Here is a 15982-nt window from a genome sequence, read left to right as displayed (position 1 = left end):
GGCCGTCTCAGGCCGAGAGGCGCTTGCGGCCGCGCGCGCGGCGGGCCGCGATCACCTTGCGGCCGCCGACGGTCGCCATGCGGGCGCGGAAGCCGTGACGGCGCTTGCGCACGATTTTGCTGGGTTGATAGGTTCTTTTCACCGAACTACTCCGCTCGCGACGATCCGCCGCTCTCTTTATGCGCCGGCCCCGCCTTCCATTTGCCGCCCGCCCCGCGACGCTTGCGCCGCGGCCGCGATTTCGACGTCAAACGGACACAAACAGGCAAAACCGCTAAAACAGGATTGACGCCGCACCTCTCGGAGCGACGCCGCGCGAGGCATATAGGAGAAAGGGTTAGCGCAAGTCAATGACGCGACCGTCTCCCCGTCCTCCGGGGCGGCGAAGAATTTATATCGCTCGAAGCTGGATCGGCGCCGAATTTTCGCCCTCCGCTTTTCCAAAAAGCGGGTAGATTGAGGGAGCGTCGTGATTCGTCCGGCGCGCCTCGCACCTTCCTTATCGTAGCGTTCCGGCGTCTCCCCCGCGATTACCGCCCAAATTAAGACTTTGGGCAGTTTTACGGGGCCAAGTGAAGGTTTGTTAACCAATTCCGCTTACCGTTTGGGAATGAACGGAAGAGTCGCAAGGCCAAGCTTGAGCCTGCGACCGGCGTGCGCCGATGGCGGCGCGCCGTTCTTGAAGATTCGATGGAGCTCGGTGGGGAACCAACATGCGCGTTTTATTGATCGAAGACGACAGCGCGACGGCTCAAAGCATCGAGCTCATGCTCAAGTCCGAGAATTTCAATGTCTACACGACCGATCTCGGCGAGGAAGGCATCGATCTCGGAAAGCTTTACGACTACGACATCATCCTTCTCGACCTCAACCTTCCCGACATGTCGGGCTATGAGGTCCTGCGCACGCTGCGCGTCGCCAAGGTCAAGACGCCGATCCTGATTCTCTCCGGCCTCGCCGGCATCGAGGACAAGGTGAAGGGCCTCGGCTTCGGCGCCGACGACTATCTGACCAAGCCCTTCCACAAGGACGAGCTCGTCGCCCGCATCCACGCCATCGTCCGCCGCTCCAAGGGCCACGCCCAGTCGGTGATCGCGACCGGCGACCTCATCGTCAATCTCGACCAGAAGACGGTCGAGGTCGGCGGCGCCCGCGTGCATCTGACCGGCAAGGAATATCAGATGCTGGAGCTGCTCTCGCTGCGCAAGGGCACGACGCTCACCAAGGAAATGTTCCTCAACCATCTCTACGGCGGCATGGACGAGCCCGAGCTGAAGATCATCGACGTCTTCATCTGCAAGCTGCGCAAGAAGCTCGCCAACGCCAGCGACGGCCGCAACTATATCGAGACGGTTTGGGGTCGCGGCTATGTGCTGCGCGAGCCCAATGAGGCGGACGAACGCATCACGGCTTGAGCCGGGACGCAGCCGGACGAGAAAAAAGGCCATGTCGGCGGCGACATGGCCTTTTTCTTTTGCCGGGTTTCACAAAGCCTGCGAGCGGCCTCCCGCGGGAGGTCGCTCACAGCGCATGAATCACGCCAGCCGCAGCTGCGGCGGCGCGCGGCGGCGGGGGCGCCACAGCCCGTCGGGCGAGACCTGCGTGAAGAGCGCATTGGCTTCGCTCGCCGTCTCGGACGCCCCGAGAAAGAGGTAGCCGTCGTCGTGCAGCGCCTCGCCGAGGCGCGAGAGAACGCCTCGTTTCACCTCCGACTCGAAATACATCAGCACGTTGCGGCAGAAGATCACGTCGAATCTGCCGAGATCGGAGAAATCCGACAGCAGGTTGAAGTCGCGGAAATTGATGCGCGCGCGCAGATGCTCGTTGACGCGCCAGGCCTCCTCCTGCCGGTGGAAATAGCGCAGCAGCTGGCCGGTCGAGAGGCCGCGCTGCACCTCGAACTGGCTGTAGCTGCCGGTGCGGGCCGCATCGATCGCCGAGGACGAGAGATCCGTCGCGAGTATTTCGATGCTCCAGCCGCGCAACGCCTTCGCGTCCTGATCCAGCGTCATCGCCAGCGAATAGGCCTCCTGCCCCGTCGAACAGGCGGCGCACCAGAAGCGCAGCCGCCGCTCATTCGCGCGCGAGGCGATCAGATCGGGCAGCACCCGGGAACGAAATGTCTCGAAAGGCGTACGGTCGCGAAAAAATAAAGTCTCATTAGTCGTCATGGCGTCGATCACCTCTCTGACGAGCGCTGAACGGTCGGGACGCTCCAGAGCGTCTACGAGCTGGGGAAAACCGGCGATGCCGTGTGTGCGCAGCACGGGCGCGAGGCGGCTTTCGGCGAGATATTGCTTGTCGGCGTCGAGCGAGATGCCGGTCAGCGCGGCAAGCTGCCGCCTGAAGCGCGCAAAGATGAAATTCATGCGCGCCTCCCCTGCGACGGAGGACGGAGCTTGAATATCGACAGGCAAGCCTGTCGCAACGCGAGACTACGACACATGCGCATACGCCTTTACTTTCGCGCCGGCGATTCGCAGCCGGCGCGCGTATCGGCCTCACACGAGGCCGATTTCCTCGAACTTCGAGCGCACGATGTTCTGATCGAAGGGCTTCATGATGTATTCATCGGCGCCCGCGTGCATGGCGCGCGCGATATGGCCGACCTCATTTTCCGTCGTGCAGAACACTACTTTCGGCGCGGCGCCGCCGGGAAGCTTGCGCAGAGCGCAGAGAAATTCGAACCCGTCCATCTCCGGCATGTTCCAGTCGAGAAGGATCGCGTCCGGCATTCCCTTTTCGCATTCGGCGAGCGCCGACTTACCGTCGCACGCCTCGCTGGTGCGAAAATGAAGACCCTCGAGAATACGGCGCGCCACCTTGCGGATCACGGCGGAATCGTCGACGACCAGGACCTGTTTCATGAGCTTGCTCCTCTGTTTGTATTTGTCGATCTGCCTTCGCGAAGCGTCGCCTCGCTCAGTTTCGACACACGGCGCAGCACGGCGCCGATGTCGAGAATGGAGAGAAAGCCGCCATTGTGGCGGTAGCATCCGGCCATCAGCTCCGCGAGACGCGGATCGATATGCGCCGGACAGCTGATGCGGTCGGATTCGTCGGTGACGACGACGTCGTCGGTCTCGTCGACGAGAAGGGCGTATTCCTCGCCATTGTGTTCGATGCCGACGGCGAGGCCGTCATTGTTCACGCCCGGCCCGGATTCGCCCAGCCACAGGCACCGGTCGAGATGCAGCGCCGTGACGATGCGTCCACGCAGATTGGCCAGCCCCGCAACCTCTCGCGGCGCGAGCGGCACCGGCGTCAGATTTTCGACATGGAAGATCGTCTTCACGCAATCGACCGGCAGACCGATCGTCTGGCCGCGCACCCTGATCGTGAATTGCCGGCTCTGCAGCGTGGCGACGGCGGGCGCCCGCTTGCGGCTGTAGCTGAAATCGGCGAGATCGAAACCTGTCACGCAGCCATCTCCGACATGATGCGACGTTCGATTTCATCGCCCGAGGGCGCGACGCCCTTGAGCAATTCGTCGATTGCGGCGACGAGCGCGCGGCGGTCGAACTTGCCGATGACCGCGCGAATTCCACAGAGTTCTGCGGCCTCGACAGCGCTGGCCGACTTTTGCGGCGCGAGCGCGACGATCGGCAGTCTTTCCATTCCCGGCGCCTGCAACAGCTCGCGCGCGAAGGCGTAGCCGTCCATGTCCGGCATGTCGATGTCGGTGACCGCGGCATGGATGCGCAGCCCGCCCGCGACCAGCGCCAGCGCCTCGCGGCCGGAGCCGGCGGTCGAAACCTCATAGCCCGCCGCGAGCAGCACGGGGCCGAGCATGTCGCGGAAGAATTGCTTGTCGTCGACGAGCAGCACGCGCGGGCGCTGGTTGACGCCGCGCGTCACCACGCTCGGATTCGCGAATTCGATGAAATAGGCGACGTCGAGAATATCGACGACGCGATTCTGGAGATTGACCGTGCCGATGACGCTCGGGTCCGCGCTCCTCGTCTGGAAGACGAGCGACTCCTCGGCGATGTCGACGATCTCCTCCACGAGCAGCGCAATCGCCTGCCCCGCGCCGGCGAGGATGAGAATCGGATAGGCGGATTTTTCGAGCCTGATGTCCCGCGCGGCGGGGATGATCGGCAGGAGCCGCCCCTCGTGCAGCATCAGATAGGAATCGCCGGAGGCGACGAAACGCTCCGTCTCCACTTCCTCGATGCGCATGACGAGAGAAAGCGGCACGGCCTTGACCGATCCTGAGCCCGCGCGCATCAGCACGACGCGGGTCTTTTCGCGCTCCGGCGCGGCGGCGGCCACGGTGAGGGCCGCGGGGGGCAACGCCTCCGCGATATTGTCGAGGCCGACGCGCTCGACGATCGCCGCAGGATCGAGGATGAGCACGACGCCGCCGTCGCCGAGGATCGTCTGGCCGGAGAAGACGCCGATGCGCGCCAGCGCGCCGACCAGCGGTTCGATGACCACTTCCTGCACGTCGGCGATCGTCTCGACGAGAAGGCCGAAGCGCACGCCGCCGACCCGCAGGATGACGACGAAACCGTCGCGCAGCGGCGCGCCGCCCGATGGCGCGAGGTCGAGCGCGGCGGCGAGATCGGCGAGCGGCAGAGCGTCGCCGCGCAACCGCAGCACCGGCGCGTCGTGGATATATTGAATCTCGTGGTCGAAACCGTCGCCGACGCCGACCACCTCGACGACCGCCATCTGCGGAATGGCGAAGCGCGAGCCGCCGCTCGACAGGATCAGCGCCGGGGCGATGGCGAGGGTGAGCGGAATGCGCAGCGTGACCGTCGTGCCCTTGCCGGGCTTCGAGTTCAGCGACACCGTGCCGCCGATCGACTGGATATTCTCGCGCACGACGTCCATGCCGACCCCGCGGCCCGACACTTTCGTCACGCTCTTGGCCGTGGAGAAGCCGGGCAGCAGGACGAACTGGAAGATGTCGGCGTCGCTCAGGCGCGCGAGCGTCTCCTGCGACGCGATCCCGCGCGCGACCGCCTTCGCCTTGATGCCGTCGATATCGAGGCCGCGGCCGTCGTCCTTCACTTCTATTGTTATCTGGCCGGCGTCATAGGTCGCGCTGACGCGGATCAGCCCCGCCTCCGGCTTGCCGCGCGCCAGCCGCTCCGCGATGGTCTCCAGCCCGTGGTCGGCGGCGTTGCGAATGATGTGGGTGAGCGGCGCGCGGATCAGCTCGATCACCTGGCGGTCGAGCTCCGTCTCGGCGCCATAGGTCACGAGTTCGATCTTCTTGCCGAGATCGATGGAGAGATCGCGCACGAGACGCGGCAGCGTCGCGAAAAGCCGTTCGACCGGCTGCATGCGCACGCGCATCACGGCGTCCTGAAGATCGCTGGTGACGCTGGAGAGATTCTGCACCGACGCCTTTACGGTCTCGTCGCCGACCGCGCCCGAAAGCTCCAGCAGCTGGTTGCGGGTCAGCACCAGCTCCGAGACGATGCCCATGAGCCGGTCGAGCACGCCCACGGAGACGCGCACCGTCTCGCCCATGCGCGCGCCGGGCGCATGAATATGCTCCGGCATGGTCGCAAGATGCGAGGGATTGACGAGAGGCGCGGGCGTCGCCGCCGCCGTCGGCTCCGGCGTCTGCTCGCTTGCCTTGGGCGCGGCGGCCTGTTCCTGCAAGGCGGCGCGCAGGGATTTCGCGCCGTTTTCGAGTTCGCGCAGCAGGTCGCCGTCGTCGCCCTCGGGCTCGGCCTCCGTGCAGCCGATGTCGATGAGCAGCGCCGACAGCCGGTCGACCGCTGCGAGGATGAGTGAAACATGGGCGGGCGTCGCGGGCGCGCCGTCGCGTAGGCGGCCGATCAGCGCTTCCGTCGCATGGGTGAGGCGCCCGACGCGCGGCAGGCTGAGGAAGCCGGCCGAGCCCTTGATGGTGTGAATATGCCGGAAGAGACTGGCGACCAGCGCCGGATCGGCCTGATCCTTCTCGAAACGCAGCAACTCCACCGACGCCGCGTCGATGTGCTCGGTCGCTTCGACAAGAAAATCTTTGAGCAGATCGTCCATACGCACGCCTCGAACCGCAACCGCGGCAGTGGCGACGACTATGGGCGAGACGGGTTAAAAATCCTGAAGTGCGGGCGCGCCGATTCACCTGGTTCGCGAGCGGCGCCTCTTGGCGAGGCGCGCGCGGCGAGTGATTTCCGTCAGGCGACGGCGCTTTGCGCCTGTTCCCGCGGCTCGTCGGCGGCGAGCGCCCCGGCGGCGGGCTTCGCCTCTATGGTCACGAGCTCCGGCTCGACGTTCACGGTGACGTCGAGGCCGCAGGCCTTGGCGACGAGGCCGGCGTAATAGGGCTGAATCGCGCGGGCGTCGATGGCGCCTTCCTCGGCCTCGCCGGCGAGCAGCGCCGGGATGTTGGCGGCGACGCGGGCGTTGGTCCCCTTCGCCTCGATCCGGAAGGCGATCCTGTCCTCCTCGCCAGTCGAGGACACGGAAATCACGCCGCCGCGCGGAATGGCCGCGTCCGCCAGCAGGCAGAGATTGAGGAGCAGCTTCACCTTGTTCTTGGACATCAGCACGCGCGGCACGCTCCAGTTGAGCTGCGTGCGCTCGTCGGCGAGCAGCTGGCGCGTCACCAGCTCGGCGTCGCCCGTGTCGATGGAGGCGCCTTTCGAGCCCGCGGCGCCGAAGGCGAGCCGGCAGAACTGCAGGCGCGCGGAGGCTTCATTGGCGCTCGACTTGATCAGCGCAAGCGCATGGCCGCGCATCTCGGCGTCTTTCTCCTCCTCGAGAACCTCGAGGCCGTTGACAATTGCGCCGACGGGGGAAATGACGTCGTGACAGACGCGCGACGACAGCAAGGCGGCGAGATCGAGGGCATCGAGCGAAAACTGGGTCATGGGGCCGTCCGGATGGCGCCGCGCGGGCGCGGGCTGGTTGATCAAAGACTCGACCGATATTCCGTCATTCAGCGCAAACAGGCTGACGCGACGCGCGAATCACTGCAATCAGGCTGTGAGAAAACTAACCTTCGCCGCGCGGATTGCAAATTGCGCGCCCATTGTTCGTAAATGAGTCCTAAAGGATCGCCCCCGATGAACGCTCCCACCTTCTCCGCCAATCCCAGCGCCGGCGCCGACCGCGAGCGGCTCGCCAAGCTCTTCGCCGAACTCGTCGTGGCGGCGGGCGCGCTGGCGATGGAAGTGCTCGCCCGGCCCGAGATCGAGTCGCAACTCAAGTCGGACAAGTCCCCGGTGAGCGAGGCGGACGAGCGCATCGAGGAATATCTCTGGGCGGAGCTCGCGCGCGCCCTGCCCGGCGTCCCGGTCATCGCGGAGGAGGCGGCCGCGCGCGGCGAGACCATGTCGCATGGCGACGCCTTTCTGCTCATCGACCCGATCGACGGCACCCGCGAGTTTCTCGCGCGCAGCCCGGATTTCACCGTCAATCTCGGCCTGGTGATAGATAACCAGCCGACCGTCGGCGCCATCTTCGCGCCGGTGCAGGGCCGCGTATGGTTTGCGGGCGCGCATGGCTTCGCGGCGGACGCCGCTCCCGGCGGCGCGCTCCCGGCCGCGCAGGACTGGCGCGCCCTGCGCACGAGGCCGCGTCCGGCGCAAGGGCTGACGGCGCTCGTCTCCAAATCGCATCTCGACGAGGAGACGAAGGAATTTCTCACGCGCTATCCGGTGTCCGAGCGCGTCGGGATGGGCTCCTCGGTCAAATTCTGCATCGTCGCGGAAGGCGCCGCCGATGTTTACCCGCGCTTCGGCCGCACCATGGAATGGGACACGGCGGCGGGCGACGCGATCCTGCGCGCGGCGGGCGGCGTCGTACTCGACCCCACGGGCGGCCCGCTGCGCTACGGCAAGGCGGCGGACCACTACCGTAACGGCTCCTTCATCGCCTGGGGAGACCCCGCGGCGGCAACGCTTTCTTAACGACGCGGCGCGAGTCTTCGCTCCCGGCCACTGTCGTCGCTTTCGCGACGCACGGTCGCCGCGCGCCGGTCAAAATCGGCGTCGAGAAATCGACGGTCGACGCGGTCGGCGCCATTGGAGCAAGCGATCATGAGCGTAACGAAATCTTCCGCCGCGTCTCGCCGCGATCTCTTCCGCCTCGCCGCAGGCGCCGCCTGCGCCATCGCCGCGCCCTCGCAAATGGCGCGCGCGGCCCAGCGGCCGGAGGCCTATTCGAGCGGCGAGATCGTCGAAAACGGCCATCGCTTCTTCGGTTCGATCTCCCGCGGTCTCGCCGAAGGGCTGGAGACGGCCAACAGGAAATGGGGACGCCCCAACGCCTATATTCTCGGACAGGAGGCGAGCGGCGCCTTCGTGGGCGGCCTGCGTTATGGCGAAGGCACGATGTATACGCGCAACGCCGGGCAGAAGCGCGTTTACTGGCAGGGTCCGTCGATTGGTTTCGACGCCGGCGCCGACGGCGACCGCACGATGATGCTGGTCTACAACCTGCCGGAAGTCGGCTCGATCTACCGGCGCTACGCCGGCGTCAACGGCTCGGCCTATCTCGTCGGCGGCCTGGGCTTCACCGCGCTGAACAATGAGGAAGTGATCGTCATGCCGGTCCGCGCCGGGCTCGGCGCGCGTCTGGGGCTGAACCTCGGCTATCTGAAATTCACGCCGGACTCGACCTGGAATCCGTTCTGACGAGAGACGCCGGCCCAAAGGCCGGCGCCTCCGTGGTCCGCCAAAGTCACACGACGAGGCGCGCCGTCTCGAGCGCGCCCTGCATTTCCACGCCGCCTTCGATGACGTCGTCGCGCGTTTCGGTAATGACGAAACTGCAAACGCTGCAGGCCTCGTCGCCGCTTTGCAGACGCCACCTGCACCCGGCGCGGATCGTGCAGGGGTGAGAACCGACCGACGCCACCGGCGCGCCCGCCTCCACGAGACGCTGCGTGATGCGTCCGATCAATCCGCACTCCTTGCCGGTCCATTGCGCGCAGCCGCCCTCGGCGCATGGCGTAGAGAAGCGAAAACGGCGCTCGGGCGCGCCCTGCCGTCGCGCGGCGGCGAGAAAGGACTCGCTCGCGACGAGAGTGGTGGCGAAATGCGCAACGCGCCCATCTTCGCCGACCGCCCCGATGACGACCGCGCCGCTCGTCGCCGGCGCGCTGGGGCAGCGCGTTTGGCTCATCGGCCGCGCAACGCGAATTTGCCGATTTCAGCAACCGAATCCCCCAGTTCCTCGAAACGCTCGCGGATGATCAGACCCAGCCACTCCGGCGGAAAATATGTCGGGCGCCTCGGCCTGTCGCCGATCTCTCCCAGATGCGACATCACGACGTCCTGAATGGAGGCCTCGATGGACTGTTTCTGTTCGTCGGAAAGCTTGAGGTTGCCGAGATCAACAACGAAACGGGTCATAATTTCTCTCCTTCAAAGCAACTGACCGAAAGCCCGGCTCACGCCTGCCAAATCTCGAAAAAACTGAATTAATCACAGATGACGGCGCGAGGAACGAACCCGTCAGCCTCCTGTAACTGGTTCGACGCCGGCTCGCGTCAATGCTTCGCCTCCTGCGGGAGGAGCGCAAACTCCATTCAAGATTCTCCGAAAGGTTGTCCGCGCTTTGATTTCGCGGCCCGGACGTGGCAGTCTCCCGCCTGTTCCGCCCGCGAAAGGCGCGAGGCGGCGCGGGATTGTGACGTCTTGATCGAACAGGCGATGTATTTCGCGCTCGGCTTCCTCGTCGCCGGGCTGTTCACTTTGATGTTCCTGCCGGCCTTCTGGCGGCGCGCGCTGCGGTTGTCGATGCGGCGGCTGCAGATGCTCGCCCCCATGTCGATGGAGGAGGTCATCGCCGAGCGCGACCTGCTGCGCGCGGAATTCGCGGTGCGCGAGCGGCGGCTCGAACAGGAAATGGAGGCGGTGAAGGCCTCCAAGGCCTTCGACCTCGCCGCCGTGGGCCGCCACGCCGCGCGCGTCGCGGAGCTCGACGCCCGCCTGAAGCAGTCGGAGGCGGCGCAACGCGACATGGATCTGCAATTGCGCGAGGCCCAGAAAATCGTCGAGGAGCGCACCGACCTGCTGCGCTCCACCGAACTCGCCTTGCACGAAATGACCGAGCGCGCCGACCGCGGCGTCGAACGCCTTCGGCTGCTCGAATCCGACAAGGAGGAGCTTGGCCGCGAGAAGGACGCCCAATACAGCCGCGTCGTCGCCCATGAGGCGAAAATCGGCGCGATGCACGAACAGAACAAGCAGTTGCAGCGCGCGCTGGAGGCCTTGCGCGAAGACTTCGCGCGCGTCTCCAAGGAGGCGGCGCGCGTTCCCAAGCTTCAGGACGAGCTGATCAGCACGATCGACGCGCTGGAGGCGACGAACAGGGAACGGGAAACCTATCTGACGGAGCGCGACGACCTGCGCGCGAAGCTGAAGGCGGCGCTGGACCGTCACCACAATGAGGTCGAGCACTTCGAGAATGCGCTGCGCGTCGCCCGCTCGGAGGCCCGCGACTACGCCGACAAGCTGGAGATCGCGCGCGCCGACAACGCCATGCTGCATGGCGCTGTCGAGGCGCTCCGCGCCGACCGGGCGCATGCGCGTCGCGGCAATGGCGCGGATGCGGCGCCGGCGGCCGCCCCGTCGCCGGCCGAGGCGGAGATCGTCGCCCTGCGCGAGGCCGTCGTCGGTTTCGGCGAGCGCGTGGCGCAGATGAACGAAGCGGAGAAGGAAGCGCCCGCCCCCGCCCAGCGCGCCCTTTGACGCGCGTCGCTGCGGCTTGACCGCGCCAGCGCCCTTTGGGAGAAGTGCGCGAAGTCGCAGCTCATGCGCAAAAGCTCTGTTTCACGAGGCCCGCCTTGCTCTTCGCCGTTCTCTGCTACGACAAGCCCGACCATCTCGATCTGCGCATGTCGACCCGCGCAGCCCATCTCGCCTATCTCGACAGGCACGCGGCGAATGTGAAGCTCGGCGGCCCTTTCCTGGAAGGTGAGAAGCCCGTCGGCTCTATGCTCATTCTCGATTGCGCGGATGAGGCGGCGGCGCGCGCCCTGCTGGCGGAAGACCCCTATGCGCAGGCCGGCCTCTTCGAGCGCGTCGAACTGCGGCCATGGAAACGCGTGGTGGGAGCCGAACTCTGATGGCGCACTGGCTGCTGAAAAGCGAGCCCTCGACCTGGTCATGGGATCAGCAGGTCGCGGCCGGCGCCAAGGGCACTTTCTGGAACGGCGTGCGCAACCATCTCGCCAAGAAGCATCTGATGGCGATGCAGAAGGGCGAACGCGGCTTCTTCTATCATTCCAACGAAGAGCGCGCGATCGTCGGGATCGTCGAGATCATCAAGACCTATTACCCCGACCACACCGACGAGACCGGAAAGTTCGGCATGGTCGACGTGAAGGCGGTGAAGCCGCTGAAAAAACCGGTGACGCTTGGCGACATAAAGGCCGAGCCGCGCCTCGCCGACATGGTGCTGGTGAACAACTCACGGCTATCCGTGCAGCCGGTGACGGATGCGGAATGGGCGGTGATTATGGAGATGGCGGGGGAGAAGCCCTGACCCGGCTGAAATGTCGCGCGATGCGCGACTTGCCGTCAAGCTCCATTTTTCGTTTACGCCGACCCGCGCGCCAATCTGCCGCCACGCTTGCGAAACCAGTTCCCCGGGCCGAATATCAACAGGAACCTGGTTCATCCGCACTCCGGCCGGACATTGCAAACATATTCATAGTCTTGACGGCCGCGTTTCCGATCCTGACCGCTGAGTGCCGGACCAACCATCGTTCAATCATTGGGGCTGGGCGACATGTGGTGGATGGCTGTGATCGGCGCCTTTTGGCTGCTGATGTCTGGAGACGTTTCCTTGGCTCAGAGCCGGAGCTGCTCGAATGGGGCGGGTTGCGGATCGGGGCTCCAATGCGCTGCTGACGGAAAATCCTGTATCCCGGAAGGATATGTGGAATGCGCCACCGGCTCTCTTTGTCCGGCGGGAAAGAAATGCTCGGCAGACGGAAAGCGCTGTCTTCCCAAGGAAATGGTCGATTGCGGAACCTATTCCTGCGGACCGGGCAAGACCTGCGGCGCCGACAACAAATGCGTGGCGAAAAACGCCCCGCCCGTTCAGCGCCCAACGACGCCGGACACCCGCCAGAAAGACGCGCGCAACGTGAGACGCACCCCCGCCAGGCCACAACAAACGCCTGAAGACGAGCGATCCCATATAGCCTTTCGCGAATTCATCGAGGCGAAAACGGGTGCGGCGCAGACGGAATCGCCGTCCCTCCACCCCGTCGCGGCGGCGCAGTCCATTGGGCCGGAGGTCAGGCCCGACCCCGCGCCGGTCGTCGAGCCGCCGAAACCCCCTGCGAAAATGATCGAGGAAGAACGCGACGCGACGCCGACCGGGGCCGCAATCACACAATTGCAGGCCGAAATCCGGAAAGCGGAGGAAAACAGGCGAAGCCTCGAGCAGGAAATAACGACGCTGCAGGCGAAAATGCAGGCGCTGTCGCTCAAGAAATGGCAGGAACAGGCCAATCAATACAAGGAGGATTCGAGCGGGGGCCCACTCGCTTTCACCTCCGCGTCGGGCAACATGAAGCTGAGCTGCAGGATCGTGGACGCGACGATTGGCAATGCGAACAAGATTCAGCTCGACTGCGAGCGGCAGCTGGCGACGAATGACGCGCCGCCGTCCGCGCCGAAATGATCTCGTGCGGCGCGGCCGCCGAGAAGGGCGTCAGCCGCCCCTCTTGCCGCTCTCGCCCGCGAGCGCCGGCTTGTCGGTCATGCCGTTCTTGATCTTGTCGAGGATCTTCGGCAGTTCTTCCGGGTCCGGACCCAGGTCGCGCGCATGGTTCCACTGGAACTGCGCCTCCAGCTTGCGGCCGACGCGCCAGTAGGCGTCGCCGAGGTGGTCGTTGATGACCGGGTCGGAGGGCTTCAGATCGATGGCCTTTTCCAGCTCGCGCACGGCGTCGTCGTAGCGGCCGAGGCGGTAATAGGCCCAGCCCAGACTGTCGACGACATAGCCGTCGCGCTGGCGCAGATCGACCGCGCGGCGCAGCATCCTGAAGGCGTCGTCCAGATTGACGCCCTGATCCACCCAGCTGTAGCCGAGATAATTCAGCACCAGCGGCTGGTCGGGATTGAGCTCCAGCGCCTTCTTGAGATCTGCCTCCGCCTGCGGCCAGTTCTTGCGGCGCTCATTGGCGATGCCGCGATAATAATAGATGAGCCATTGGCTCTTCTCGCTCTTGGGCTGCAGGGCGAGCACGCGGGAATAGGTGTCGGCGGCCTCGTTGAACATCTTGCGCGAGCGCTGCAGATTGCCGAGCGCCGTCAGCGCCTCCTGATTTTTCGGGTTCGCCGCAACGACAGCCGCTAGATGCTCCGTCGCCTCCTTGGACTTGCCGAGCGTCTCCAGCAGCAAGGCCGCCTGCACGTCGGCGTTGACGCGCAGCGGACTGTCCTCCGGCACGCTGTCATAGAGGTCGATCGCCGTCTCCTCCTGCTTCATGCGCTCATAGACGTCGCCGAGCGTGACGATCGCGAGCGCATTCTCGGGCGCGAGGTAAAGGGACAGGCGCAGATAGATGAGCGAGGCGAGTTCGTCGCCCTGACGGCCGCCGACGGCGCCGAGGCCATAAAGCGCCTCGGCTGCGCCCTCCTCCGCAGTGCGCACGAAGGGCGGCAGGGCCTTGCCGCCTTCCAGCGCGGCGATGCCCGCCATCACGATCGGATGATTGGGCGCGACCTCGTCGAAGCCCTTGTATATTTTCAGCGCCTCGTCGCGCTGTCCGCGCGTCGCGAGGAAGCGGGCGTAGGCGTCGACGAGACGCAGCGTGTTCTTCTCGGCGGAATAGGCGTTCCTGAAGCGCTTTTCCGCCTCCGCCTTGTCGCCGCCGAGGTCGGCGATCAGTCCGGCGTGATAGTCGCGGAAGACGATGAAGGCTTCGTCGTTCAGCGTGTCGAGCGTCTGGAGCGCCTTGCGCGTGTCCTTGGCGCCCGCATAGCTCCAGGCGACCAGCAGCGTGGAGGTGATGTCGCGCCGACGGTCGCCGCCGCCCTTGCCGAGCTCCGCGCGCGCCGCGGCATATTTGCGATTCTTGAGAAGATCGACGCCGCGCGCGAGATGGGCGAGGCTGTTGCCGCGGTCATGCGCCACGACCCGGCCCGCGAGCGGGATCGCCTCCGGCATATTGCCATTGGCGAGCGCGGCGACGAAGGCGCGGTCGACGAGATCCTCGTTGCGGGGATCGTCGCGCAGCGCCTCGCGGAAGAAGGTGGACGCGGCGAAAGTGTCGCGCGCCGAGCCTGCGACGATGGCCGCGAGATAATTGCCGGAGAGGCTCGTGCCAACCTCGAAGGGGCGCGCAACCGAAAGACTCTCGCGCGCCGCGAGGCTCGAATCGACGGGAAGCGCGAGCCAGACGGCCGTTGCGGCGACGAGTGTTGCGCTGGCGCGCGCGCCAAAGCTTTTGCTGCGAGCGGTCAGTCGAGCGGAGTTTGGCACAGGCGCGTTCCTATTGAGGTCGCGGGTCTCGCTGGCGCTCGATCGCGCAGCGACCCGGCTGGATGGACGAAGTGGCCGTTGGTCCATCGTCGGGCGTAAAGATGGCCCTTTTGCGCCGGGCCCGCAAGCAAAACTGCGTTTGAAAAACAAAGGGGGGAGGTCGCCCTCCCCCGCTCTGGCAAATCAGGCCGCCTTGATCGCGCCGACGATCTTCTGCGCGGCGTCGTCGAGGTCGTCGGCCGGGATCACGTTGAGCCCCGACTCGTTGATGATCTTCTTGCCCAGATCGACATTCGTGCCTTCGAGGCGCACGACCAGCGGCACCTTCAGGCCGACTTCCTTCACCGCCGCGATCACGCCTTCCGCGATGGTGTCGCAGCGCATGATGCCGCCGAAGATGTTGACCAGAATGCCCTTCACATTCGGGTCGGCGGTGATGATCTTGAATGCGGCCGTCACCTTCTCGGTCGTGGCGCCGCCGCCGACGTCGAGGAAGTTCGCCGGGAAGGCGCCGTAGAGCTTGATGATGTCCATCGTCGCCATGGCGAGGCCGGCGCCGTTGACCATACAGCCGATGTTGCCGTCGAGCGAGATATAGGCGAGATCGTGCTTGGAGGCCTCGATCTCCTTCTCGTCCTCCTCCGAGAGGTCGCGCAGCTCGGCGACGTCGGGGTGACGGTATAGGGCGTTGTTCTCGAAGCTCACCTTGGCGTCGAGGCAGCGCAGCTTGCCGTCCTTGGTGACGATCAGCGGGTTGATCTCGAGCAGCTCCATGTCCTTGGCGACGAATGCCGCATAGAGCTTCTCGGCCAGGTCGCCCGCCTGCTTGGCGAGGTCGCCCTTGAGGCCCAGCGCGTCGGCGATGTGGCGGCCGTGGTGCGGCATCAGTCCCGTGGCCGGATCGACCGAGAAAGTCACGATCTTCTCGGGCGTGTCATGGGCCACCTTCTCGATGTCCATGCCGCCTTCCGTCGAGACGACGAAGGCGATGCGCGAGGTGGCGCGGTCGATGAGCATCGACAGATAGAATTCCTTGTCGATCGCGGCGCCGTCCTCGATGTAGAGGCGGTTGACCTGCTTGCCGGCGTCGCCGGTCTGCAGCGTCACGAGCGTCGCGCCGAGCATCTGCTTCGCAAAGGCCTCGGCCTCCTCGATCGACTTGGCGATGCGCACGCCGCCCTGCGGGCCGGCCGAGTCTTCCTTGAACTTGCCCTTGCCGCGCCCGCCGGCGTGGATCTGCGCCTTCACGACATAAACCGGGCCCGGAAGCTGGCGCGCGGCGGCGGCGGCCTCCTCGGCCTTGAGCACGGGGACGCCCATGGCGACCGGCGCGCCGAATTCACGCAAAATGGCCTTGGCCTGGTATTCGTGGATATTCATGCCGAAGTCTCTCCTCGCAATAAACGGCGCGCCGCGCGGGCTTGGAGCCTAATGGCCATGGACGGGGCGGATTCGTCAAGCGGGCGAGGCGTCGCGGGGCGGATCACGCATCGCCCGCTGCGAACACCCTTTAGGGGACGGTGGAGGGATCGCCATTTTCGACCCAGGCCGGCAAGCTTGACAA

General features: G+C 65.6%; 17 protein-coding genes. 7 read left to right on the top strand and 10 right to left on the bottom strand.

All coding sequences use genetic code 11. From position 1 onward, the window contains the following. Window positions 1-7 precede the first annotated feature (7 nt). The gene (gene rpmH, locus LG047_RS16095) at window positions 8-142 is read right to left on the bottom strand and encodes a 50S ribosomal protein L34 (RefSeq protein ID WP_036282947.1); all 135 of its coding nucleotides are present in this window, start codon (window positions 140-142) and stop codon (window positions 8-10) included. 571 nt (window positions 143-713) lie between these two features. Here rpmH and ctrA point away from each other — a divergent pair. After that, window positions 714-1415, top strand: a complete 702-nt coding sequence (gene ctrA, locus LG047_RS16090) for a response regulator transcription factor CtrA (protein ID WP_036282949.1) — start codon at window positions 714-716, stop codon at window positions 1413-1415. A 120-nt stretch (window positions 1416-1535) separates the two neighbouring features. On the opposite strand, the gene LG047_RS16085 is transcribed toward ctrA, so the two are convergent. From LG047_RS16085 to chpT, 5 genes are all read right to left on the bottom strand, one after another. Further along, on the bottom strand, window positions 1536-2369 hold the full coding sequence (locus tag LG047_RS16085) for a protein-glutamate O-methyltransferase CheR (RefSeq protein WP_036282951.1): 834 nt from the start codon (window positions 2367-2369) through the stop codon (window positions 1536-1538). Between the two features lie 132 nt (window positions 2370-2501). Then, a complete protein-coding gene (locus LG047_RS16080; protein ID WP_036282953.1) occupies window positions 2502-2867 on the bottom strand; it encodes a PleD family two-component system response regulator in 366 nt (121 codons plus the stop codon). Further along, window positions 2864-3421 (bottom strand): chemotaxis protein CheW, encoded by a 558-nt coding sequence (locus LG047_RS16075; protein ID WP_227967763.1) that lies wholly within the window; start codon window positions 3419-3421, stop codon window positions 2864-2866. The genes LG047_RS16080 and LG047_RS16075 overlap by 4 nt, the downstream gene beginning before the upstream one ends. After that, window positions 3418-6003 carry a hybrid sensor histidine kinase/response regulator gene (locus LG047_RS16070; RefSeq protein ID WP_227967761.1) on the bottom strand — a complete coding sequence of 862 codons (2586 nt, stop codon included), beginning with the start codon at window positions 6001-6003 and terminating at the stop codon, window positions 3418-3420. Before LG047_RS16070 ends, LG047_RS16075 begins: the two co-directional genes overlap by 4 nt. A gap of 140 nt (window positions 6004-6143) precedes the next feature. Further along, a complete protein-coding gene (gene chpT, locus LG047_RS16065) occupies window positions 6144-6839 on the bottom strand; it encodes a histidine phosphotransferase ChpT (RefSeq protein ID WP_227967759.1) in 696 nt (231 codons plus the stop codon). Between the two features lie 195 nt (window positions 6840-7034). Here chpT and cysQ point away from each other — a divergent pair, with 195 nt between their 5' ends. After that, window positions 7035-7880 (top strand): 3'(2'),5'-bisphosphate nucleotidase CysQ, encoded by an 846-nt coding sequence (cysQ, locus tag LG047_RS16060; protein ID WP_227967757.1) that lies wholly within the window; start codon window positions 7035-7037, stop codon window positions 7878-7880. Window positions 7881-8009: 129 nt separating this feature from the next. After that, the gene (locus tag LG047_RS16055) at window positions 8010-8606 is read left to right on the top strand and encodes a DUF1134 domain-containing protein (RefSeq protein WP_227967755.1); all 597 of its coding nucleotides are present in this window, start codon (window positions 8010-8012) and stop codon (window positions 8604-8606) included. A 46-nt stretch (window positions 8607-8652) separates the two neighbouring features. On the opposite strand, the gene LG047_RS16050 is transcribed toward LG047_RS16055, so the two are convergent. Beyond that, window positions 8653-9096, bottom strand: a complete 444-nt coding sequence (locus LG047_RS16050; RefSeq protein ID WP_051134138.1) for a hypothetical protein — start codon at window positions 9094-9096, stop codon at window positions 8653-8655. After that, window positions 9093-9326 (bottom strand): hypothetical protein, encoded by a 234-nt coding sequence (locus LG047_RS16045; RefSeq protein WP_036282963.1) that lies wholly within the window; start codon window positions 9324-9326, stop codon window positions 9093-9095. Before LG047_RS16045 ends, LG047_RS16050 begins: the two co-directional genes overlap by 4 nt. Before the next feature lie 285 nt (window positions 9327-9611). On the opposite strand from LG047_RS16045, the gene LG047_RS16040 reads away from it, so the two are divergent. The 4 genes from LG047_RS16040 (at window position 9612) to LG047_RS16025 (ending at window position 12612) form a co-directional block, all read left to right on the top strand. Continuing rightward, window positions 9612-10667, top strand: coding sequence for a hypothetical protein (locus LG047_RS16040; protein ID WP_227967753.1), 1056 nt, complete (start codon window positions 9612-9614; stop codon window positions 10665-10667). Between the two features lie 95 nt (window positions 10668-10762). Continuing rightward, window positions 10763-11044 (top strand): YciI family protein, encoded by a 282-nt coding sequence (locus tag LG047_RS16035; protein ID WP_227968517.1) that lies wholly within the window; start codon window positions 10763-10765, stop codon window positions 11042-11044. After that, window positions 11044-11463, top strand: a complete 420-nt coding sequence (locus tag LG047_RS16030; RefSeq protein WP_227967751.1) for an EVE domain-containing protein — start codon at window positions 11044-11046, stop codon at window positions 11461-11463. Before LG047_RS16035 ends, LG047_RS16030 begins: the two co-directional genes overlap by 1 nt. A gap of 396 nt (window positions 11464-11859) precedes the next feature. Further along, the gene (locus LG047_RS16025) at window positions 11860-12612 is read left to right on the top strand and encodes a hypothetical protein (protein WP_227967748.1); all 753 of its coding nucleotides are present in this window, start codon (window positions 11860-11862) and stop codon (window positions 12610-12612) included. Between the two features lie 30 nt (window positions 12613-12642). Here LG047_RS16025 and LG047_RS16020 read toward each other — a convergent pair whose 3' ends face one another. Beyond that, window positions 12643-14418 (bottom strand): tetratricopeptide repeat protein, encoded by a 1776-nt coding sequence (locus LG047_RS16020; protein ID WP_227967747.1) that lies wholly within the window; start codon window positions 14416-14418, stop codon window positions 12643-12645. 183 nt (window positions 14419-14601) lie between these two features. Further along, entirely contained in the window at window positions 14602-15798 is a 1197-nt protein-coding gene (gene sucC / locus LG047_RS16015; RefSeq protein ID WP_036282971.1) for an ADP-forming succinate--CoA ligase subunit beta, read from the bottom strand. Window positions 15799-15982: the final 184 nt, after the last annotated feature.

The organism is Methylocystis sp. WRRC1 (assembly GCF_020733155.1).
GTDB lineage: Bacteria > Pseudomonadota > Alphaproteobacteria > Rhizobiales > Beijerinckiaceae > Methylocystis.
The sequence above is the reverse complement of the archived record's forward strand: the minus strand, read 5'-3'. Positions and strand labels throughout refer to the sequence as shown.